Here is a 21,870-nt window from a genome sequence, read left to right as displayed (position 1 = left end):
AGTTTTTTTGTGTCCTGATGTCAGCCCCGTCCGGGCTAATGACTAATGACCGGCGGCGACGATCTCGGCCTCGCCGCCCTGCTCGCGCAGCCGCACCGGCAAGACCTGCGGCAGGATGCGGGCGAAGTTGCCCGGCCGCCGCGGGTCGAACGTGCCCGTCACGCGCAGCGCGGCCACGGCCGGCTCCCGCACCGTCAGATGCACCGGGCCGTAACGCTCGAACTCGGCCAGAGCCTGGTTCAGAGGCGTGTTGTCAAAACTGACGCGGCTTTCACGCCAGGGCGCAATCCCGGCTGCGGGCAAGGCAGACACCGCGCCCAGCAATCCCGACATGTCGCTCGCGATCTGCTGGCCGGCGACCAGCTCAACCACCGCATCGGTAGCGGACCGTTCGGCGCGCGCAACGCGCACACGCCCTTCTTCCACGGCGACCTGCACACCCGCACGGCCCGGCACACCGGGCGTGTAGCGCACAGAAAACCGCGTGCCGACCACCGTGATGCGCAAGGGCCCGGCCAGCACATCGAAAGGACGCGCCGGGTCACCCTTGACCTGGAACATTGCCTCTCCCTGCGGCAGGCGCACTTCACGGCGCTCACGGTAAAGCGTGACGTCGGCGGTGGTCAGGGTGTCCAGCCTCAGGCGGCTGCCTTCCGGCAAGACCACCTCCAGCTGCTGGCCTCGCGTGGTGGAAAAACTCTGCTCGAACACCGGTTGCTGCCGCCAGAGGCTCCAGGCCATATAGCCCCCGCAGGAAACCATCAACGCCACGGCGGCCAGTGCGCCCCGCGGCACCCAGGCAGACAGCCCCTGCCACCAGGCGCGCCGGCGCGGCGCGGTACGGGCGACAGCAGCCTTGTCATCGGCAAGGTTCTGTCTCAGCGTGCGCAAGCCATCTGCCGGCAGCGCGTCGAGCAAACGCCAGTCACGCTGGTGGCGCGCAAAGGCCGCGCCATGGGCGCTGTCCGCCGCCAGCCAGGCCTGGAACGCAGCCTCGTCCACCGCCCCAAGCTGCCCACCGGTACGCCGCACGAACCAGTCCAGCGCCGCTTCGTCGGGCTCTGTGGACGGTGCGGCTGGCGGGTGGGCTGGCGGCGGGGTGTTCATGGTGTGCTTATCGGCTCTTGGATGTAGACGCACGAACAAGCTGAAACCCTATGCCGGGAAAGCAAGAGTACAAATAAAAATTCATTCGAAAGCCGAAAGTCATTCGCGGGCAGGTTTTCTTCGTCGGAGCACCGGGGTAGAGATGGGGGTAGAAGTTGGGCCGGCGGCGGCGGGCGCCCCGTCGAGCGCGTCTTTGCAACGCCTGCAGGCGTCCATGGCCAGCTTGATGTGCTGCTCGACCATCTTGCGCGAGATGCCCATCTGCTCGGCCACCTCCGCATGAGGCAGGCCGTCAAACTTGTGCAGGATAAAAGCCTCGCGGCAGCGCAAAGGCAGGGCATCAATGGTGGCCAGCAGGGCATTCACCCCCTGCGCAGAAGACGCAGCCACATCCGGCTCACAGGCCTGCGGCGCCGCCAGGTTATCAAGTTCGGCCGCCGAAGCCTCGGCATCCGGATGCAGCGCCTCGCCGCGCACTTCACTGCGGCGGTGCTGGTCGATCTGCAGGTTGCGTGCTGTGCGGTAGAGCAGTGCGCGCGGCTCGGGCACCGCCTGGCCGGAATGCTGCACCGCCAGGACGCGCGCATAGCTCTCCTGCACGACATCAGCCGCGGCATTGCGGTTTCGCACCGTGCGGGAACAGAAGTTCAGCAGTTCTTGGTAATAGCGCTCAAGCACAGGTCGGTCATTGCCATGGAGGTGACGGATCCCTTCAAGCGGCAGACGAGATGTGGCGGTGGCTGACCAGGCGCGCGTCGTAGATGGGAATTATTCTCATTATGAACGAAGCACGCTATCGGACTCTGCTGCGGGGACCATCGTTACCTTTGATACCACCACTGCCCTGTTGAGCGGTCGCTCCTGAATTCACATGCGAGTCTTGAAGGCCTGAGACATCGTGAGAAGCCAGCGAGGAAATGCGCGACGGCCCCAATCGGGTATGCGGCAATTTCCATCAGGTTTGTTAACCCCCGAAAACTACATAACCGGCAGTTCCGTCGTTGAGAGCACCTGCTTCAGCACGACGAAGGTGCGGATCTGCCTCACCCCCGGGAGGTAGAGCAGCTCCGCGGCATGCAGGCGGTTAAACGATTCGTTGTCCTGCGTGCGGACGGTGACGAAGTAGTCGAACTCGCCCGTCACCACCACGCATTCCAGGCAGCCCGGCACCTTCTGCACCGCTTTTTCGAAGTCGGCGAAGGACTGCGGTGTGGACCGGTCCAACACCACGCCGATCACAACCAGCATGCCAAGGTTCAGCGAGGCAGGATTGAGCAACGCGACGATGCGCTGCACCAGGCCCATCGATTTCAGGCGCTCCACCCGGCGCAAGCAGGCTGCGGGGCTCAGGTGCACCTTGGCCGCCAGTGCCACATTGGAAATCGATGCATCGCGCTGAAGCAAGCGCAGGATCACGCGATCCACCCGGTCCAGGTCAGGCCTCGGGGCAGTTGTTTCATTCTGTAAACGCACTTTTATTTCTCTTTTTTCTTTAATCACACACTTCTCCAAGTTTTTGTATCCAATTATTCGAATACCTAATCTTAAAAGTCAATTATGTTGCAACCCTGTTGCGCGGCCTCGGCGATAGACTTTCCTTGACTCCTCAAGCGGATTTCCGACATGCCCTCCAACTTTGCCGCTTGGGATTCTGGATACGTCGAAACGCAATGCCTGCAGTTTCCTGTTTCGCAACGGTTGATCAACGCGGCCCATGCCGTATCAAAGAGGAGCAATACGATGATGAACCCAAGGTATGAGAAGCGCTTCTTCCTGGCCATGGCGCTGGTCTTGCTGGCCCCATGGGCCAGCGTTCACGCGCAGGGCTATCCGTCCAAGCCGGTCCAACTGGTCATTCCTTTTCCGCCGGGCGGCGCCACCGACATCGCCGGACGGCTGGTCGCCAAGAAGCTGGGTGAGCGCCTGGGGCAACCTGTGGTCATCGACAACCGGCCGGGCGCCGGCACCATCGTCGGTGCCGCTTTTGTTGCCAAGGCGGCGCCGGACGGCTACACGCTGCTTATCAGCTCGGGATCCACTTTCACGGTCAACCCGGCACTCATGCCCAAGCTGCCTTACGACCCGATCAAGAGTTTCGAGCCTGTCGGGATGGTGGCGCGCGTTCCCCTTGTTCTTCTGGCCAACTCCGATGTCCCGATCAACGACCTGAAGCAGCTGATCGCAGCGGTGCAACGCGCACCGGACAAGTACGTGTACGGCTCGTTCGGCAACGGCACCACAGGGCACTTCGCCGGTGAAATGCTCTGGAGCGCCGCTGGCATCAAGCTGCAGCACATCGCTTACAAAGGCAGCGCACCAGCGATGACCGACCTGATGGCCGGCCAGATCCCCTTCTCGATTGACACCGTCGCGGCGGCGCTGCCGCAGCTGAAGGCGGCCAAGCCGAGGATCAAAGCCATCGCCGTCACCGGCGAAAGCCGCGCGACGCAAATGCCCACGGTGGCGACCGTGGCGGAGAGCGGTTTCAAAGGTTTCTCGGCCGATTCCTGGCTGGCCATTGCCACGCCCAAGGGGGTGCCGGCGGATGTAAAAGCCAAGCTGCAGAAGGCGCTGGCTGAAACCATGAAGGATCCGGAGCTTCGCGAAAAACTCGTCGCGAACGGACTCGAATACGCCTGGGAGCCCGCTGCCACGGTTGCGGCGCGCATCGAAAACGAGCTGCCCCGCATGCGCGTGATTGCCCTGCGTTCCAACATCCGGATCGATTGAAAGTGGCGGCCGGCAAGGACCTCGTGGCCTTCTCCGATTGATTGTTACCCATGGGGCTGGATTCACTATCTACAGCCTCAGGCTTGACAGGTGAAAGCGTTGCACGTGCGAGTTGGACCGCGTTAAGGAAACTGGAAATGAGAACTGGTCAGTTGATTGCCCGCTTGGCGGGCCTGGTTATCGCAAGCGGTATAGCGTCGTCCGTGCTGGCCGCTCAGCTTGTAGTCGGTCAGGTGGCGCCGTTGACCGGCATTGACGCGAGCCAGGGCCGCGCCTACGCGGCTGGAATGCAGTTGCATTTCAACGCCGTGAACAAGGCGGGCGGGGTCAACGGAAACACCTTCATCCTGGCGCGCCGCGACGACGCTGGACGCCCCGATGAAACACTCACCCAAACGCGCGCGCTTCTGGCCGAGGACAAGCCCGTGGTGCTTGCCGGCTATTTTGGAAGCCGCAATATCGCCCAACTGGTCAGCGCGGGCGTATTTGAGCGCGAGCGCATCGTGCTGGTCGGCTTTCGCGCGACCGAACTGAATCTGGACGTGCCACAACTTTATGGCGTGCGCGCCACATTGCGAGACGAACTTGCGAGAATCACGGCGCACCTGGCGACAGTCGGAATCACCAGGCTTGGCTTGTTTTACGAAAACGGCTCCGGTGCTGCGCCACTCATCGCCGCCGCACAGGAAGCAGCGGCGAATGCCAAGGCGAGGATCGTGCAAACGGCGGGTTATGACGCCGGGACCAGCCGCGTGACTGCCGCCGCTGACGCCATGCTGCAAGCCTCGCCGCAGGCGATCATCATGATTGCAAGCGGAGGCGCTGCTTCCGGTTTTATTGAGAAATACCGCTCGGCCGGAGGAACGGCTCAGCTGTTTGCACACTCGGGCGCGGACATTGAGCAGATGGCGAAACGGCTTTCTGACGAGCAAATGCAAGGCATCGCGATCGCCCAGGTTACGCCCAGTCCCTACAAACTGACAAATCGGCTTTCCAAGGAGTTCAACGACATCGCGGCAACAGCCGGCGCGCAGGATGTTCCGATCAGCTACGCAATGATGGAAGGCTTCATCGCGGCCAAGGTGATTGTTGAAGCGGCCCGGCGCCAAGGCTCGCGTGTGACCCGTGAAGGTTTTGCTTCCGCTCTGGATGGACTGGACAGCTTTGACCTGGGAGGATATGTCATCGGATTTCGCCCGGGGATGCACAGTGGTTCACGCTTCGTGGAGATGACGATCATCAGCGGGAACGGAAGAATCCGGCAATAGAAAGCAGCGGCGATACCGCTGCTTTGCGCCACTCATCCAATCTGAGGATGCAGTTACGAAACAAGGGCCGGAAAAGAGAAAAGGGTTAGCAGATACTTACCTGCTAACCCTTATCAATATTGGCGGAGTGGACGGGACTCGAACCCGCGACCCCCGGCGTGACAGGCCGGTATTCTAACCAACTGAACTACCACTCCTGGTAGTGACAACATTCGCTCTTTCGAGCCAAGTCGCTCGGCCCTTGCGGGCCGGCGGTTGTCAACTTGCGCCTTGGGCACCACACACAAGGTGCGATGAATTCTGGCGACCCTAAGGGGATTCGAACCCCTGTAGCCACCGTGAAAGGGTGGTGTCCTAGGCCTCTAGACGATAGGGTCAAAACCTTGGAACTTCCGGATGAGCCCCTGCTTTCACACGGACCCACAAAACTTCAAATTCTTCCCGACTAACTTTTAACTTTTGGTGGAGGTAAGCGGGATCGAACCGCTGACCTCTTGCATGCCATGCAAGCGCTCTCCCAGCTGAGCTATACCCCCGTCAAGTTATTGAGGTTTCCCTGCAATTGTCGAGCCTTGAATTATAGCCCGAAAAATTGGCCTATTTCAAATCCTCAAACAAGCTTCAACCGGGAGACTACATCTTCGCGCTTCATGAGCTCCAGAATCGCGTCGAGGGACGGGGTTTGCGGCGTGCCCATGACCAGCACGCGTACGGGCATTGCCAGCTGCGGCATCTTGAGGCCGGTGTCGGCCAGCACCTGTTTGATGGCGGCCGAGATCGCGGCCTTGCTCCACTCGCAGGCCACCAGGGAACTGCTCAGTTTTGCAATGGCCGGGCGCACTGCCTCCGTGACGTGCGTGCTGATGTCCTCAGCGCTGGGCTTGCCCCCGGTCACCAGCAGTTGCAGCCAGCCGGCCAGCTCTACGAGTGTGCTGCAGCGGTCTTTAAAAAGCCCGCAGCCGCGCGTCACCCATACCGGGTCCACGCCGGTAATGCCCTGGGCTGCCAGGAAGGGCTGCACCAGCGTTGCCAGTGTGTCATCAGGAGTGGCTTTCAGGTGCTGGGCATTGACCCAGCGCAGCTTGGCTTCATCGAACTGCGCGGCGCTCTTGCCCAGGTGATCAAGGTTGAACCATTCAATGAACTGCTCGCGGCTGAAGATTTCGTCGTCGCCGTGGCTCCAGCCCAGGCGCGCCAGGTAATTGACCATGGCGTCGGGCAAGTAACCCTCGGCGGCGTACTGCGTCACCGGCTTGGCGCCGTTGCGTTTGCTGAGTTTTTCGCCCTGCTCGTTGAGCACGGTCGGCAGATGGGCATACACCGGCGGCTCTTTGCCCAGGGCCTTGAAGATGTTGATCTGGCGCGGCGTGTTGTTCACGTGGTCGTCGCCGCGGATCACGTGGGTCATGGCCATGTCGATGTCGTCGACCACCACGCAGAAGTTGTAAGTCGGCGTGCCGTCGGGCCGCGCGATCACCAGGTCGTCGAGTTCGTTGTTGCTGATCTCGATGCGGCCCTTGACCTTGTCGTCCCAGACCACGCTGCCACCTTGCGGATTCATGAAGCGCAGCACGGGCTGCACACCTTCGGGCACGGTGGGCAGGGTCTTGCCGGGCGCGGGGCGCCAGGTGCCGTCATAGCGCGGTTTTTCTTTGGCGGCCATCTGCTTTTCACGCAAGGCGTCGAGCTCGGCCACGCTCATGTAGCAGGGGTAGACCAGGCCATCAACCTGCATCTGCGCCAGCACGGCCTTGTAGCGGTCCATGCGCTGCATCTGGAAGAACGGGCCTTCGTCGTGGTTCAGGCCCAGCCAGCGCATGCCTTCGATGATCACGTCGACGGCTTCCTGGCTGGAGCGCTCCACATCGGTGTCTTCAATGCGAAGAACGAAGTCGCCGCCGGTGGCACGGGCAAAAGCCCAGGGGTAAAGCGCTGAGCGGATATTGCCGAGATGGATGAATCCGGTCGGGGAAGGGGCGAAACGGGTTCTTGTCTTTTGGGTCATTGGGGCAGTCATGCAGTCATACGATAAGGCTCAGGCCGCGGGACAGGTCGGCCTTGATGTCGTCTACGTGGTCCAGCCCGACGGCCACGCGAACCAGGCCCTGGCCTATGCCGGCGGCCTGGCGCTGCTCTTCGCTGAGGCGCCCGTGCGAGGTGGTGGCTGAATGGCTGATGATGGTCTTGGTGTCGCCCAGGTTGGTCGCAATGCTGAGCACTTGCGTGCTGTTGATCACCTTGAAGGCATTTGCGCGTGCCGCTTCCGGTGTGTCGCCAAGCACGTCAAACGACAGCACCGCGCCACCCAGTCCCGATTGCTGGCGCATGGCCAGCTCATGCTGGGGATGCGACTCAAGACCAGGGTAATAAACGCGCGCAACCGCAGGCTGCGTTTCAAGCCACCTGGCAACGGCCAGCGCGTTGGCGCTCTGTGCCTGCATGCGGATGTTCAACGTCTCCAGGCCCTTGAGCACGACCCAGGCGTTGAAGGGCGCGAGCGTCATGCCGGCGGTGCGCACGATCGGGCCGAACACATCAACGATCAGTTTGGACGAGCCGCAGAGCGCACCCGCCATCACACGGCCCTGGCCGTCCAGGTATTTGGTGCCCGAATGCATGATGAGGTCGGCGCCGAATTCCACCGGACGCTGCAGCGCCGGTGAGCAAAAGCAATTGTCCACCGCGAGCAAGGCGCCCACGCTGTGCGCCAGGTCAGCCAGCGCCCGGATGTCGCAGACTTCGGTCAGCGGATTGGTCGGGGTTTCAGCAAACAGCAGCTTGGTGCCGGGTCGCAATGCGGCCTTCCACTCGCTGACGTCCGTCTGCGACACAAACGTGGTTTCAACGCCGAACTTCCCGAACTCGCGGCCTATCAGGGCAATCGTCGAGCCAAACATGGAACGCGAGCAAATGACGTGGTCGCCGGACTTCAACAGCCCCATGCACATCATCAGGATCGCGCCCATGCCGGTCGAGGCGCCGATGGCGGCTTCGGTGCCCTCCATCGCGGCGAGGCGGCGTTCAAAGCTTGTGACCGTCGGGTTGGACGTGCGGCCGTAGGTGTAGCCCTCCGTCGGGTCGGCAAAGCGCCGCGCAGAGGTCTCGGCGTCGGGCTGGACAAAGCCGCTGGTCAGGTACAGCGCTTCGGAGTTTTCACCGTGCTGGCTGGGCTCCAGCGCCACGCGCACGGCCAGCGTGTCGCGGTGCAGGTTGTCGGGCAGTTTTCTTTTCGTCATGCTCAGGCTTCTTGCGGATTGGGCAGCGCCAGGCGGGAAACGTCCACGTCGCCTTCTTCGCCGGCGCTATCGGCGCGCTGCGAGTTCATCGCTGCGATGGTCTCTGCAGTCACGTCGCCCGTGATGTAAACACCGTCAAAGCAGGAGGCGTCAAAGCCGTCGAGCTTGCCGTTGAGTGAGCCAATGGCGCGCTTCATGCCTTCCACGTCCTGGTAAATCAATGCGTCGCAGCCAATGACTTCACGGATTTCTTCAATCGTGCGGCCGTGGGCCACAAGTTCGTCCGGCGTGGGCATGTCAATGCCGTACACGTTGGGATAGCGCACGGGTGGCGCAGCGCTGGCAAGGTAGACCTTGCGCGCACCGGCGTCACGCGCCATCTGCACGATCTCGCGGCTGGTGGTGCCGCGCACGATGGAATCGTCGACCAGCAGCACGTTACGGCCCTTGAACTCGCTGGCAATCACGTTGAGCTTCTGGCGCACGGACTTCTTGCGCACGCCCTGCCCCGGCATGATGAAGGTGCGGCCCACGTAACGGTTCTTGACGAAACCTTCGCGGTAAGGAATGCCCAGCAGGTGCGCCAGCTGCGTGGCGCTGGGGCGACTGGATTCGGGGATCGGGATGATCACATCGATCTCGCTGGGTGGCACGGTAGAGACCACGCGTTTGGCCAGCGTCTCGCCCAGGTTCAGGCGGGCCTGGTAGACCGAGATGCCGTCCAGCACCGAGTCGGGGCGCGCCAGGTACACAAATTCGAAGATGCAGGGATTGAGCTTGGCGTTGGGTGCGCACTGCTCGGCGTGCACCACGCCTTCCATGTCTACATACACGGCTTCGCCCGGGGCGATGTCGCGCTCGAATTGGTGCGAAGTGCCTTCGAGCGCCACCGATTCGCTGGCCACCATGACGGTAGTGCCGTTTTCATTCTCGCCGCGGCCGATGCACAGCGGTCGGATGCCAAAGGGATCACGGAAAGCCAGCAAGCCGTGACCGGCGATCAGCGCCACCACGGCATAAGAGCCCTTCACACGCTTGTGCACGCCGCGCACGGCGGCGAATACATCAACCGGCTTGAGCGGCAGGCCGCGTGTGGTTTTTTCCAGCTCATGCGCCAGCACGTTGAGCAGCACTTCAGAGTCGCTGTCGGTGTTGATGTGGCGATGGTCGGTGTTGAAGAGCTCGGCCTTCAGCTCGGCCGCATTGGTCAGGTTGCCGTTGTGCGACAGCACCAGGCCGAACGGCGCGTTGACGTAAAACGGCTGGGCTTCGTCTTCGCTGTAGGCGTTGCCTGCTGTAGGGTAGCGCACCTGGCCCAGGCCTACCGTGCCCGGCAACGCACGCATGTTGCGGGTGCGAAAGACGTCGCGCACCATGCCCTTGGCCTTGTGCATGTAGAACTTGCGCCCCTGCTGCGTGACGATGCCCGCGGCATCCTGGCCGCGATGCTGCAAAAGCAGCAGGCCGTCATAAATCAGTTGATTGACCGGGGCTTTGCTGACGACGCCGACTATCCCGCACATGGTGTTCCGATCATGATGAGTTGACTCTTCAAAGTTAAATTAAATACTTGGCAAACTGTTCGGGCAATACCGGCTTCAGGGCTTTGAGCGTGGCCGTCAACATCGGCGCACCGTTGGACTGCACCCACCAGTCGCTGGACTTCAATGCCGTCATGTTGATGACCACCGTGGCGGCCAGCAACAAAATAATGCCGCGCACTACGCCGAAGGCCGCTCCAAACACCCGGTCTACCGGCGCCAGGCCGACGGCGGCCACCAGTTTCTTCAGCAAAAAAGCCAGCAAGCCCGCCGCAAACACCGCGGCAATAAATATCAGCACAAACGCCGCCGCATAGCGCACAGGATCAGCAGCGGACTGCAGTGGCAACCGGGTGGCAAGGTCGGGCGCAAACCATTGCGCCACAAAAAACGACACCACCCAGCCCAGCACCGACAACACCTCATACACCAGCCCGCGCCATGCGCCCAACAGCATGGAAAAACCCAGCACTCCCAGCAAAATCCAGTCAACAGCCGTCACGACACCACCGGGGCAGTACCCATTACAAGGTCAGGATGGCAGCGGGTAAATCAAGGGCCTTGATCTTGGTCGCCGCCTTGTCGGCCTCGGCCTTGGTGGCAAACGGGCCCACGCGGACCCGGATGCGCTTGCCGTCTTTGGTTTCCGCCACTTGTGTATAGGTTTTCAGGCCCGCCTTTTCCACCTTCAGGCGCGCTTCGCGGGCCTTGGCCACATCGGCAAACGCGCCGACCTGAACCACAAAACGGCCGTCCGCCTCGCTGGCAGACGGTTTGGCGGCCGGCGCGGCGGTGCCGTTCAGCAGCGCGGCGGCACGTGTGGCGTCGTCATTCGCAGCGGGCTTGGCCGGCTTGGGTTCCGGTTTGACCGCAGGCTTCACCTCAGGTTTGGCCTCCGGCTTTGCTTCATTTTTGATAGCTGGTGGCGCAGATGCAGCAATGGCTGGAGCCGGTTTTGATGAGAGAATTTCTTCCTTGGGTGCCAGGCTGGCGTCAGCGGTCACTTTTTCGGCGGGCTTGTCGGCCACCTTGGGGGCGGACGCGGAAGTGGCTGCCGGGGCACCAGGCCCGGGAATCACCAGGGGCTTGACCGTGCCCTTCCCCGGAATTTCAATCGGGATATCGACCGGAATGGGCCTGGGCTGGGTGTCAAACAGCAGCGGGAAACCCAACACGCCGATCAGCACGAGCACGGCAGAACCGATCAGCCGGTGTTTGGCACGCTTGCGGATCACTTCCACGCTTTCCGTTTGAGCGGCTGACCCGGCATTGGAGGCAGCGTTGGAGCCGCCCCGGCGGAAGTTGAAAAACGGCATGGTGTGGCTTGGATCCGATAAGGGGTGACGTTAACGGTGAACGCGGGCTGACGGCCCTTGGAATGCTTGACGGACCGGCTTGTCCGGCCTCAGGCGGCCAGGTGCGGGGCCGAAAGACGCGGCACACCGTCCTTCAAAATGCCGCCCACCGTGTAGAAGGAGCCGAACACGACAATTCTATCAGCGGGGGTTGCGGCCCCGACCGCCGCCTGCAGCGCCGCTTCGGGGGATTTGTAAGTGCCGGCGCTTGCATCAGGCCGGGTATTGGCCGCCGTCCACCGGGCCTGCAAACCCTCGGCAGAAGCGGCCCGCGGCGTCGGCAAATCGGTGAAATACCACTTGTCGATGAGCGGCGCCACCCGCGCCAGCATAGGGGCCAGGTCTTTGTCGGCCATGGCACCGAACACGGCGTGTGTGCAGGGGTAAAAGCCCATGGCATCAAGGTTTTCGGCCAGCGCAGCCACCGAATGGGGGTTGTGCGCCACGTCCAGCACCAGCGTGGGCTGGCCGGGCACGATCTGGAAACGCCCCGGCAGCTCGACCATCGACAAGCCGTTGCGCACCGCCTGGGCCGTCACTGGCAGGCGCTCACGCAAGGCCGTCAGCGCCGCCAGCACGCCCGAGGCGTTGACAAGCTGGTTGGCGCCGCGCAAGGCCGGATACGCCAGGCCGGCATAACGGCGCCCGCGCCCGGCCCAGCCCCACTGCTGCTTGTCGCCCGAAAAATTGAAGTCCGTACCAAAGCGCCACAAGTCAGCACCCACTGCAGCGGCGTAGTCAATGATGCTTTGCGGCGGCACCGGGTCGCTCACGATGACCGGCTTGCCGGCGCGCATGATGCCGGCCTTTTCGCGGCCTATGCTTTCGCGGTCGGGTCCCAGGTATTCCATGTGGTCCAGGTCGATGCTGGTGATCACCGCGCAGTCCGCGTCCAGCATGTTGACGGCGTCCAGCCGCCCACCCAGGCCGACTTCGAGGATGACGACGTCGAGCTTTGCGTCGGCCAGCAGTTGCAGGATGGCCAGGGTGGTGAATTCGAAATAAGTGAGCGAGATCGCGTCACCGCCCTGCGTGCGCGCTGCTTCGACACGCGCGAACTGGGTGACGAGATCATCAGCCTTCACGATGTCGCCGCGCACCCGGCAGCGCTCTTCAAAATGCACCAGGTGCGGCGAAGTGAAGACGCCGGTGCGGTAGCCGGCCTGCAGCAAGATGGCTTCAAGCATCGCGCAGGTCGAGCCTTTGCCGTTGGTGCCGGCCACCGTGATGATGGGGCAGTCAAAGGCCAGGCCCATGCGCTTTGCCACAGCGCTGATGCGCGTCAGGCCCATGTCGATGCCGACGGGGTGCAGGTGCTCGCAGTAAGCGAGCCAGTCGTCGAGAGTTTTCAAATTTTGCATACAGCCCCCTATTGTCGCAAAGCCGGCCTTTCCTCCAAGCGGGGGCCGCGGTCCGGCTCTGCCGGTCGCAGGCGCCGCCCCCTGCAAGGGGGGAGGACGCTACACGCAGTGAGCGTCAACGGGGGTGTTCGAGCTATTTGGCAAACCGGTCGGTGGCGGCGATGAGCTGGCGCAGAATGCCGGGCTCGTTGAAGGCGTGGCCGGCGTTGTCCACCATGTGGAATTCAGCCTCGGGCCAGGCGCGGTGCAGGTCCCAGGCGGTTTTGGCCGGCGTGGCCACGTCATAGCGGCCCTGCACGATCACGCCGGGAATCCCGGCCAGCTTGTGCGCGTCGCGAATCAGTTGCCCCTCTTCGAGCCAGCCGGCATGCACAAAATAATGGTTTTCTATGCGCGCGAACGCCAGGGCAAAGGCGTCGTCACCATGCTGCGCGGTAAAGGACGGGTCAGGCAACAAGGTGATCGTCTGGCCTTCCCACAGACTCCATGCGCGGGCTGCCGCCAGTTGCGCAGCACGGTCGGTACCCACCAGGCGTTTGCGGTAGGCGGCAATCAGGTCGCCGCGCTCCGCCGGGGGAATGGGTTTGACGAACTCTTCCCACAAATCAGGGAACAACCAGGACGCCCCCTCCTGGTAGTACCAGAGCAGCTCGGCGCGGCGCAGCGCAAAAATGCCCCGCACGACGAGCGCCGACACCCGGGCCGGATGAGCCTGGGCATACGCCAGCGCCAGTGCGCTGCCCCAAGAGCCGCCGAACACCAGCCAGCGCTCCACGCCCAGCAGGGTGCGCAAGCGCTCGATGTCGGCTACCAGGTGCCAGGTCGTGTTGTTTTCCAGTGAGGCACTGGGGCGGGAGCGGCCGCAGCCGCGCTGGTCGAACAGCAGCACGCAATAGCGTTCGGGATCAAACAGGCGGCGATGCTCGGGCGAGCAGCCCGCGCCCGGACCACCATGCAAAAACACCGCCGGCTTTCCTTTGGGGTTGCCGCATAACTCCCAGTACACCGAATGGCCGTCACCGGTTTCAAGAATGCCTGTGCGAAAGGGCTCAAGAGGCGGGTAAAGAACGGCGGGGGCAGTGCGCGTGGCTGAAGCAGCGGTCATGAGGCAAGGCATCCATACAAAAAAAGGTTGGGCCGGTTGGCGTTCTTCATTATTCCAGCCTTGCCACAGGCCTGCCCACGCGCCCGGGCCCTTGCCTGCATTTGCGGCAACGCTACCAATTTGATAGCTGCTGGCGCTCGTCCCGCTTGGCCGAAAGGCCTATTTTCCTTAAATCTGCGAAAATCGGGCCATGATCATTCTTTACGGCATCCCCAACTGCGACACCGTCAAAAAGGCCCGCGCATGGCTTGGCGAACAAGGTGTTGACTACCAGTTTCATGATTTCAAGAAGCAGGGCGTGCCGCCCGACCAGCTGGCGCGATGGGCCCAGGCGGCCGGCTGGGAAAAGCTGCTGAACCGCCAGGGCACCACCTGGCGAAAGCTTGACCCGGCGCTGCAGGCCGGCGTGCATGACAGCGCCAGCGCCCAAACGCTGATGCTGGCCAACCCCAGCGTCATCAAGCGGCCGGTGATGGACTGGGGCAAGGACATCACCGTCGGTTTTGACGCCCAGGGCTGGGCAGCAAGGGTTTGAACGCACGGCAGGCCGACCGGTTACGTTTTGCAGCCTGTTTTGCCTCCAACGAGACTAAAAGGGCAGCTTTACCGTCGATTTACCGAACTCCACGCCCCAAAATGACTCTGACTTACTAAAATTAGGGTTGCCGCCGAGTCATTACCCCACCACGGGTTACCCCTTTGGCGGTGCAACTTCAGCCAGGTGCTGAAAAGGGTTGAATCATGAAAAAAGCGCTTGTTCTCTCTGCTCTTGCTGCCGCCTCCGGGTTGGCCGCTGTACCCGCCTCCGCCATGGACATCCTGGCCCGGGTGATTTCAAGCACGCCGGTGGTGCAGCAAGTGGCTGTGCCGCGCCAGGTCTGCAGCAACCAACCCGTCGTCGTCCAGCAGCCGAACTCGGGCGCAGGGGCACTGATGGGCGCCCTCGCGGGCGGTGCAGCCGGTAACGCCATCGGCAATGGCGGCGGCCGTGCCGTCGCGACCATGATCGGGCTGGTAGGCGGCGCCATCGTTGGCGACCGCATCGAAGGCTCAAACAACCAGATTCAAAACGTGCAGCAGTGCACAACGCAAACCTATTACGAAAACCGGCCCAGCCACTACAACGTGGTGTACGAATACCAGGGCACGCAGTACAGCACGCAGATGGCCACCGACCCCGGCCAGTATGTGCGCCTGCAGGTCACACCGGTTGGCGCCATGGCCCCTGCGCCGCAGACCTTCCAGTCCGCGCCGCAGCAGCCCCAGACCTATGTGCAACCGGCGCCCCAGCCGGTGTATGTCCAGCCTGCCGTGACTTACGTGGAGCAGCCGGTGGTTTACCCGGCTTACTACCCCCGTCCCTATTACCAGCCGTACTACGCACCTATCGGCCTGTCGTTGAACTTCGGTTACAGCCGGGGCTACGGTGGCCACCGTCACTGGCGTTAAATCGCGGTCCGGCAGAACCAAAAAAAAGGGGCGTTTGCAACGCCCCTTTTTGCTGTCCGCGAATATTCGACTGTTGCTATTTGGGCGTTTCAATCAGGGCGCCCTTGAACAGCACCGGCCCGGTCGGCCCGCTGCCCGGCGGAACGCCACCCTTGGGCTCCAGCGTGATCGCCAGCGTCGGCACCTGACGCATGTCGGTGCCTGCGGCCGTCAGGCGAACCACGGGGTCCGCACTCATCACACCCAGCGATTTGGGCGCCGCGCCGGGCGGCAAAGCCCAGAGTTCCAGGGATTTGTCGGGCTGCTCCCTGAAGCTGCCCACGCGCTTGAGCGAAAGTGTTTTGTTCTTCGGATCAAACGTCACCAGCAGCGACGCCGAAGCCTTGTCATCCGTCAGCACGGCCACGTATTCGATCTCGGGCGTGGCTGTCAGTTTGGCGGTCAGCTCGCTCACCTGCCCGCTCAGCCGGCCGTTCACGTTCAGCCCCACGACAACCGCCGCTGCAGTCGCGAGTGCGCCCGCCACGGCCCCGCCGCGCCACAGGCCCAGGCTGGACCACCAACCCATGGCACCCGGAGCGACCCGTGCCGCCTGCATGGCCCGCGCCTCCTTGTCGGCCCGCACCAGGTTTTCAATGCGTTTCCACACTGCGGGGCTGGGCGCTGCCTGCGGCTGCAGCTCAGCCACCGACGACAGCCGGCTTTGCCAGACCAGCGCCGCCGCGCGCAAAGTGGCGTTGTCGCGTGCCAACGTCTCAAACCGGCGACGCGCGCCGCCGCGCAAGGTGCCCAGCGCGTAGCTGGCCGCCAGTTGCTCCATCAGGGCGGGATTACTTTGTAAATTCATCAGGCAAACCTCGCCATGCAACCGCGAAGCTGCTCCAGCCCGCGCCGGATCCATGTTTTGACAGTCCCCAAAGGCAGCTTCAGCTGCTCGGCCAGCTCACCATGGCTCAAATCCCGCAGGTACGCCAGGCTCACCACCTCGCGCTGCTTGTGTTCCAGCTGACCCAGGCACTGGTGCAGCGCCCAGGCCTGTTCGCTGGCCTGCGTCGTGTCCATCGGGTTGGGCGAATCGCCCGCCACGGTGTCGGAAATCACATCGTCGAGTTCCTGCATCAGGTCGGCCCGGTCCGAAGCCCGGCGCCGCAAAAAATCCAGGCCGCGGCTGCGCACCACCAGCGCCATCCAGGCCATGGGCGGCGACAGGGTCGCCTTGTAGTCGCCGGCAATGCGCCAGATGTTCAAAAAAGCTTCCTGCAACACGTCCTCAGCCCATTCACGGTTGGTCACCACACGAATCGCGACACCGTAGAGCTTGGACGAAGTCAGCTCATACAGCTCCCGCAGGGCCGACTCATCGGCCTGGGCCACGCGGTCAATCAGTGCGATCAATTGTCTGTCCGGGCTTTCTGGCTTCATGAAGAACATTGTCAGGTATTGGTGGCTATCGGGAAACACCGGCAAGCGGCTGGCATTGGGGATACGCCACAAAGGGCCAACCGGATTCACCGCGGGCCCGGCGAAGGGCTCCGGGTGACCTAAAATCAGCGGTTTGGGCGCCACGCGGTGCTTTCCCGCAGCCCGGAACGGCCCCTTTCGTCTCTTTTCGCCTCTTTCAGTCTCTTTTCAGCACCTTCCCATGCCTACCGAAAAAATCGACAACATCAGCGTGACCACCAAGGCCAACGTCTACTTTGACGGCAAATGCGTGAGCCACGGCATCACGCTGGCCGACGGCACCAAAAAATCGGTGGGCGTGATCCTGCCGGCCACCCTGACCTTCAACACCGGCGCGCCCGAAATCATGGAATGCGTGGCCGGTGCCTGCGAATACAAGCTGGCCGGCAGCGACAGCTGGGTCAAGTCTTCAGCCGGCGAAAAATTCAGCGTGCCCGGCAACGCCAAATTCGAAATCCGCGTTGCAGCGGGCGAAGCGGCTTATCACTACATCTGCCATTTCGGTTAAAAACGTCTAGCCCCACCAAGAACCGCTCCTTTTTTTATAGCTGCTCGCGCCCGTTCTGCGCGGCTTACAGCGATATTCAGGCCTAAAACATGTCCAACACCATTCTGCAAAACATTCCCGCCAACCAAAAGGTCGGCATCGCGTTCTCTGGCGGCCTGGACACCAGCGCCGCGCTGTTGTGGATGAAACAGAAGGGCGCCCTGCCCTACGCCTATACCGCCAACCTGGGCCAGCCCGACGAAGCGGACTACGACGAGATCCCGCGCAAGGCCATGGAATACGGCGCCATCAAGGCCCGCCTGGTCGACTGCCGCCCGCAGCTCGCCGCTGAAGGCATTGCCGCGCTGCAAAGCGGCGCCTTCCACATCACCACCGCCGGCGTGACCTACTTCAACACCACGCCGCTGGGCCGCGCTGTGACGGGCACGATGCTGGTGTCTGCCATGAAGCAGGACGACGTGAACATCTGGGGCGATGGCTCCACCTTCAAGGGCAACGACATCGAGCGCTTCTACCGCTACGGCCTGCTGACCAACCCCGCGCTGAAGATCTACAAACCCTGGCTGGACCAGCAGTTCATCGACGAACTGGGTGGCCGCGCCGAGATGAGCGCGTTCATGACAGCCAACGGCTTTGGCTACAAGATGAGCGCCGAAAAAGCCTACAGCACCGACAGCAACATGCTGGGCGCCACGCACGAAGCCAAAGACCTTGAAAACCTCAACAGCGGCATCAAGATCGTCAACCCCATCATGGGCGTGCCGTTCTGGAAAGACGACTGCGTCGTCAAGGCCGAAGAAGTCAGCGTGACCTTTGAAGAAGGCCGCCCCGTCGCGCTCAACGGCGTGCAGTACCCCGACCTGGTGAGCCTGATCCTCAAGGCCAACGAAATCGGCGGCCGCCACGGCCTGGGCATGAGCGACCAGATCGAAAACCGCATCATCGAAGCCAAGAGCCGCGGCATCTACGAAGCCCCCGGCCTGGCCCTGCTGTTCATCGCCTACGAGCGCCTGGTCACCGGCATCCACAACGAAGACACCATCGAGCAGTACCGCGACAACGGCCGCAAGCTCGGCCGCCTGCTGTACCAGGGCCGCTGGTTCGACAGCCAGGCCATCATGCTGCGCGAAACCGCCCAACGCTGGATCGCCAGCGCCATCACCGGCACCGTCACGCTGGAACTGCGCCGCGGCAACGATTACTCGCTGCTCAACACCGAGTCGCCCAACCTGACCTACGCGCCTGAGCGTTTGAGCATGGAAAAGGTGGAAGACGCGCCGTTCTCGCCGCTCGACCGCATTGGGCAGTTGACGATGCGCAATCTGGACATTACCGATACGCGTGCCAAGCTGGGGATTTATTCCAATGCTGGGATGCTGGAGTTGGGCAAGGGGGATGATTTCTTGAAGCTGGGGAAGTAAGGCGCCTTCGAGTTGACATAAAAAAGCCCGCATATGCGGGCTTTTTTACGGCGCGATTGCAAATTGGGCACTACATCAAGTCGGCTTAGACCCAAGAATGCCATTGATACCGGCGCCTTGCATGCTCAGCAACCTTGAAATACTCGCATCAAAGGCTCGCTTGAAATCGGGGTCACCCGCGTAGCGTTTGTACAAGTCCAGCTCCCGGCGGCGCTCGATACTGACGGCGTGTTGGATTAGCTTCTCCAGTGCCAACTGCCGGTTCTGGGCATCAGGGTTGTCTTCGACCTGTGCCTTGTAGTCTGCGTGGTTTGCCACGTGCTGGGCGATATTGATGAACTTTACCCGTTGCTCTTCGGGCGTGGCCTCCCACCCGGCAAAGTGGCGGTCGTTGAAGGCGCGGACGATCTCTTCCAGCGGGTCTTTGTCTCCCGGTCCCATGTGTGGGCCCCGTAAGTTCGGGTTTTGCGGCTCTAGTTCGGTTTCAGCGGCATCAAGGCCAATCTTGGCTTCGAGCCGTGAGCGTTCCAGCCCATAGGTAGAGAGATCAACGCTGTTCAGCAATTCATCCAACTTGTCCTGGTCAGGGTCTTTCACTTTCAGCTTGGGGATCAGGAACTTCAGAAACCAATGCAGCATTTCCCAGTTCACGTTGTTGAACGGAATGATGGCTGCTATTTGCGCGTAAATCTTGACGAACTGCTTGGCCTTTATCTTAAAGTCGATGCGTTGCTCGTCGTTCAAGTCGGCATCAAAGCGGACCACCACCGTGTCGATGATGGGAGCGAGTTCTTCGGCTTCGGCGCTGGCAAAGAACTTCTCATTGAAGGTCATCACTTCAGTCCAGTCGTAGATGCCAAAGTTGTCGAGCACGTCTTTCAGGTCATGCAAGACATTCACGTCCGTTGGCTCGCTCAGACTGGTGGACGTGTAGAAGGGGTCAAACGCCGCCTTAATGTCGTCCACGGAGTTGTAGAAGTCGAGCACGAAGGTATCAGTCTTGCCCAGCTTCCAGTTGCAGCGATTGAGCCGGGACAGCGCTTGCACGGCCAGAACACCTTGCAGTTTCTTGTCCACATACATGGTGTGCAGCATGGGCTCGTCGAAGCCGGTCAGGTACTTGTTGGCAACCACCAGAATCTTGGCGTCGTCTTTCTCGAATTCGTCGGGCAAGTCACGCGCAGAAAAGCCGTTCAGGGACTCTTCGGTGTGCTTGATGCCGTCCACCATCTTTTCGCCGGAGAACGCCACCAACGCCTTGAACGGGGCATTGGCCTCTTTTAATGCGGAGCGGATGGCAAAGAAGTATCGGATGGCGCATTCGATATTGCGCGTCACTACCATGGCCTTGGCCTTGCCTTTCAGCTTCTTGGCCTGCCAAACGCTGGCCGTGAAGTGGTCGACCATGATCTTGGCCTTTACCTCAATAGTCTTTGGGCTGGCTTCGACAAAGGCTTTCAGCTTCTTCTGTGCCTTGGCGGTATCGAATAAAGGGTTGTCTGCCACTGACTTCTGAACCTCGTAGTAGCTTTTGTACGTGGTGTACTTCTCCAGCACGTCGAGAATGAATTTCTCCTCGATGGCTTGCTTCATGGAATACAGGTGGAAGGGGTAGAACTTGCCGTCAGGGGCTTGGCGGCCAAACTTTTCCAGCGTGGCTGGCTTTGGCGTGGCAGTGAAGGCAAAGTAGCTGGCGTTTTTGCTCATCTTGCGTTCGTCCATCGCCGCCAGAATCTGGTCTTGCACATCCACTGGCTCTTCACCATCCTGCCCAGCAAGGGTCTCGTTGACTTTGTCGGCGGCTACGCCAGACTGGGAAGAGTGCGCCTCATCGATGATGACGGCAAATTTTCGGTCAGACAGCTGCCCGATGCCATCCACGATGAAGGGGAACTTCTGCACCGTAGTGATGATGATCTTCTTGCCAAGCTCAAGGTTGTATTTCAGCTCTTGCGCACTTTCGCAGTGGGCGACGATATTCTTGGTTTCAGAGAACAGCTTGATATTGTCCTTGAGCTGGGTATCCAGCACGCGCCGGTCTGTCACTACCACCACGGAACCAAACAAGTTTGCCGTGCCCGTGGTGTCGTACTGTTCCACCAGTTGATACGCCAGCCACGTGATGGAGTTGGACTTACCTGAGCCAGCCGAATGCTGAATCAGATAGGTCTGGCCTACGCCCTTCTGCTGAGCATCGGCCAGAATGCCGCGCACCACGTCGAGCTGGTGATAGCGGGGGAAGAACAGCGTCTTACGCTCCTTGCCCGTCTTCTTGTCCTTCTCGACCGTGAACTTGGCGAATTGCTCAATGATGTTGGTCAGGCTGCGGCGCGGCAGAATGTCTTGCCACAGGTACGCCGTCTTGTGCCCGTTGGGATTGACCGGGTTGCCTTTGCCGTGGTTGTTGCCCTTGTTGAACGGCAGAAAGTTGCTGTCGTTACCCGCCAGTTGGGCGCACATGAAAGCCTCGTCCGGGTCCACCGCAAAATGCACCAGGCAGCGGCCAAACTCGAACAGCGGCTCCTTGGGGTCACGGTCGGTGCGGTACTGCCGCACAGCGTTCTGCACGTTCTGGCCGGTCCACGGGTTTTTGAGTTCAAGCGTTGCCACCGCCAAACCGTTGACGAACAGGGCCATGTCCACTGATTTGAAGGTGTCCGTCTGGCTGTAATGCACCTGCCGGGTCACGCTGAAGCGGTTGGCCTCGAAGTTGGCCACCACCTCCGGGTTGAGGTCGTTATATGGCAGGCGGTAGAGCAGATCGAAGTGAGCATCGTCAATATCGAGCCCTTTCTTCAGAACGGCCAGTACGCTGTCTTTCTTGATCTTCTTGTTCAGCCGCTCCAGTACCAGCCGCTGCCAGTTGGGCCGGTCTTTCAGCTTCGCCAACTCCTTGGGCTGGGTGGCTTCGAGAAACTCCCAAAAGAGCTTGCCGTCAACAGCGAACTCCCGGTCAAAGTCAGCCGGGTCGCTAACGCGATAGCCGTCCCTCGCAAGTGCGTTTTCGATGTGCGACTCAAGCGCGGCTTCGTTGGTTTGACTGACCATTTTCACTCCCTACACCTTAATCTGTCCAGTAACTGTTGAATTCCGTCGAAATCTGATCCACTTAGCGCAGTAATTTCCATCCAAAACTGACCCACGTAGGCACTACTCTGCTTGTTTTAAAAGCAGGGGGAAATTAGGAGTGATAGACGTGGCGACATTGAATGTCATCAGACGTTGGGCATTGCGGGATCAGATGTCCATCCGCGAGATCTCAAGGCGTACAGGCCTGGCTCGCAACACCGTGAAGAAGCACCTGCGATCAGAGGAGAGCGAGCCTAAG

General features: G+C 61.4%; 20 protein-coding genes and 3 tRNA genes. 7 read left to right on the top strand and 16 right to left on the bottom strand.

The features are described from left to right. Positions 1-42: 42 nt before the first annotated feature. From AC1DYQ_RS00115 to AC1DYQ_RS00105, 3 genes are all read right to left on the bottom strand, one after another. Complete coding sequence (locus AC1DYQ_RS00115) at positions 43-1,107, bottom strand: FecR family protein (RefSeq protein ID WP_477685065.1); 1,065 nt, start codon at positions 1,105-1,107, stop codon at positions 43-45. Between the two features lie 99 nt (positions 1,108-1,206). Then, positions 1,207-1,785, bottom strand: coding sequence for a sigma-70 family RNA polymerase sigma factor (locus tag AC1DYQ_RS00110; RefSeq protein ID WP_477685064.1), 579 nt, complete (start codon positions 1,783-1,785; stop codon positions 1,207-1,209). A gap of 300 nt (positions 1,786-2,085) precedes the next feature. Beyond that, entirely contained in the window at positions 2,086-2,586 is a 501-nt protein-coding gene (locus AC1DYQ_RS00105; protein WP_477685837.1) for an Lrp/AsnC family transcriptional regulator, read from the bottom strand. Between the two features lie 264 nt (positions 2,587-2,850). On the opposite strand from AC1DYQ_RS00105, the gene AC1DYQ_RS00100 reads away from it, so the two are divergent. Then, on the top strand, positions 2,851-3,837 hold the full coding sequence (locus tag AC1DYQ_RS00100) for a Bug family tripartite tricarboxylate transporter substrate binding protein (RefSeq protein ID WP_477685836.1): 987 nt from the start codon (positions 2,851-2,853) through the stop codon (positions 3,835-3,837). Between the two features lie 137 nt (positions 3,838-3,974). Beyond that, positions 3,975-5,105 (top strand): ABC transporter substrate-binding protein, encoded by a 1,131-nt coding sequence (locus AC1DYQ_RS00095; protein WP_477685835.1) that lies wholly within the window; start codon positions 3,975-3,977, stop codon positions 5,103-5,105. A 120-nt stretch (positions 5,106-5,225) separates the two neighbouring features. On the opposite strand, the gene AC1DYQ_RS00090 is transcribed toward AC1DYQ_RS00095, so the two are convergent. The 10 genes from AC1DYQ_RS00090 to pip all read right to left on the bottom strand — a co-directional run bounded on the left by AC1DYQ_RS00090 (position 5,226) and on the right by pip (position 13,703). Then, a tRNA-Asp gene (locus AC1DYQ_RS00090) sits at positions 5,226-5,302 on the bottom strand. 104 nt (positions 5,303-5,406) lie between these two features. Then, positions 5,407-5,482 (bottom strand) — tRNA-Glu (locus tag AC1DYQ_RS00085). An 83-nt stretch (positions 5,483-5,565) separates the two neighbouring features. Continuing rightward, positions 5,566-5,641 (bottom strand) — tRNA-Ala (locus tag AC1DYQ_RS00080). Positions 5,642-5,715: 74 nt separating this feature from the next. Continuing rightward, positions 5,716-7,110: a glutamate--tRNA ligase gene (gene gltX, locus AC1DYQ_RS00075; RefSeq protein WP_477685063.1), complete on the bottom strand. Its 1,395-nt coding sequence runs from the start codon at positions 7,108-7,110 to the stop codon at positions 5,716-5,718. Positions 7,111-7,126: 16 nt separating this feature from the next. Further along, positions 7,127-8,341, bottom strand: a complete 1,215-nt coding sequence (locus AC1DYQ_RS00070; RefSeq protein WP_457279914.1) for an O-succinylhomoserine sulfhydrylase — start codon at positions 8,339-8,341, stop codon at positions 7,127-7,129. Positions 8,342-8,343: 2 nt separating this feature from the next. Next, on the bottom strand, positions 8,344-9,864 hold the full coding sequence (gene purF / locus AC1DYQ_RS00065; protein ID WP_477685062.1) for an amidophosphoribosyltransferase: 1,521 nt from the start codon (positions 9,862-9,864) through the stop codon (positions 8,344-8,346). A 34-nt stretch (positions 9,865-9,898) separates the two neighbouring features. Then, complete coding sequence (locus tag AC1DYQ_RS00060; protein ID WP_477685061.1) at positions 9,899-10,384, bottom strand: CvpA family protein; 486 nt, start codon at positions 10,382-10,384, stop codon at positions 9,899-9,901. A gap of 22 nt (positions 10,385-10,406) precedes the next feature. Next, complete coding sequence (locus AC1DYQ_RS00055; protein ID WP_477685060.1) at positions 10,407-11,198, bottom strand: SPOR domain-containing protein; 792 nt, start codon at positions 11,196-11,198, stop codon at positions 10,407-10,409. Between the two features lie 89 nt (positions 11,199-11,287). Then, on the bottom strand, positions 11,288-12,598 hold the full coding sequence (folC, locus tag AC1DYQ_RS00050; protein WP_477685059.1) for a bifunctional tetrahydrofolate synthase/dihydrofolate synthase: 1,311 nt from the start codon (positions 12,596-12,598) through the stop codon (positions 11,288-11,290). Between the two features lie 133 nt (positions 12,599-12,731). Beyond that, the gene (gene pip / locus AC1DYQ_RS00045; RefSeq protein WP_477685058.1) at positions 12,732-13,703 is read right to left on the bottom strand and encodes a prolyl aminopeptidase; all 972 of its coding nucleotides are present in this window, start codon (positions 13,701-13,703) and stop codon (positions 12,732-12,734) included. A 190-nt stretch (positions 13,704-13,893) separates the two neighbouring features. Between pip and AC1DYQ_RS00040 the strand changes: the two genes are divergently transcribed. Further along, positions 13,894-14,238, top strand: coding sequence for an ArsC family reductase (locus AC1DYQ_RS00040; protein WP_477685057.1), 345 nt, complete (start codon positions 13,894-13,896; stop codon positions 14,236-14,238). 206 nt (positions 14,239-14,444) lie between these two features. Continuing rightward, entirely contained in the window at positions 14,445-15,152 is a 708-nt protein-coding gene (locus tag AC1DYQ_RS00035; protein ID WP_477685056.1) for a glycine zipper 2TM domain-containing protein, read from the top strand. A gap of 76 nt (positions 15,153-15,228) precedes the next feature. Here the strand turns inward: AC1DYQ_RS00035 and AC1DYQ_RS00030 are convergent, their stop codons facing one another. After that, positions 15,229-15,999: an anti-sigma factor gene (locus tag AC1DYQ_RS00030; RefSeq protein ID WP_477685055.1), complete on the bottom strand. Its 771-nt coding sequence runs from the start codon at positions 15,997-15,999 to the stop codon at positions 15,229-15,231. Beyond that, complete coding sequence (locus AC1DYQ_RS00025; RefSeq protein ID WP_477665541.1) at positions 15,999-16,574, bottom strand: RNA polymerase sigma factor; 576 nt, start codon at positions 16,572-16,574, stop codon at positions 15,999-16,001. Before AC1DYQ_RS00025 ends, AC1DYQ_RS00030 begins: the two co-directional genes overlap by 1 nt. Before the next feature lie 220 nt (positions 16,575-16,794). Between AC1DYQ_RS00025 and ppnP the strand changes: the two genes are divergently transcribed. Together ppnP and argG are read left to right on the top strand one after the other, a co-directional pair. After that, positions 16,795-17,121 carry a pyrimidine/purine nucleoside phosphorylase gene (ppnP, locus tag AC1DYQ_RS00020; protein WP_477674520.1) on the top strand — a complete coding sequence of 109 codons (327 nt, stop codon included), beginning with the start codon at positions 16,795-16,797 and terminating at the stop codon, positions 17,119-17,121. Positions 17,122-17,210: 89 nt separating this feature from the next. Further along, positions 17,211-18,542 carry an argininosuccinate synthase gene (gene argG, locus AC1DYQ_RS00015; RefSeq protein WP_477685054.1) on the top strand — a complete coding sequence of 444 codons (1,332 nt, stop codon included), beginning with the start codon at positions 17,211-17,213 and terminating at the stop codon, positions 18,540-18,542. Between the two features lie 75 nt (positions 18,543-18,617). Here argG and AC1DYQ_RS00010 read toward each other — a convergent pair whose 3' ends face one another. Continuing rightward, the gene (locus AC1DYQ_RS00010; protein WP_477685053.1) at positions 18,618-21,590 is read right to left on the bottom strand and encodes a type I restriction endonuclease subunit R; all 2,973 of its coding nucleotides are present in this window, start codon (positions 21,588-21,590) and stop codon (positions 18,618-18,620) included. A gap of 139 nt (positions 21,591-21,729) precedes the next feature. Between AC1DYQ_RS00010 and AC1DYQ_RS00005 the strand changes: the two genes are divergently transcribed. Further along, positions 21,730-21,870: winged helix-turn-helix transcriptional regulator (locus AC1DYQ_RS00005; protein ID WP_477685834.1), on the top strand; the 141-nt coding region annotated here is incomplete at its 3' end.

The sequence above is a fragment of the Polaromonas sp. P1_F4 genome (assembly GCF_056405675.1).
The sequence above is the reverse complement of the archived record's forward strand: the minus strand, read 5'-3'. Positions and strand labels throughout refer to the sequence as shown.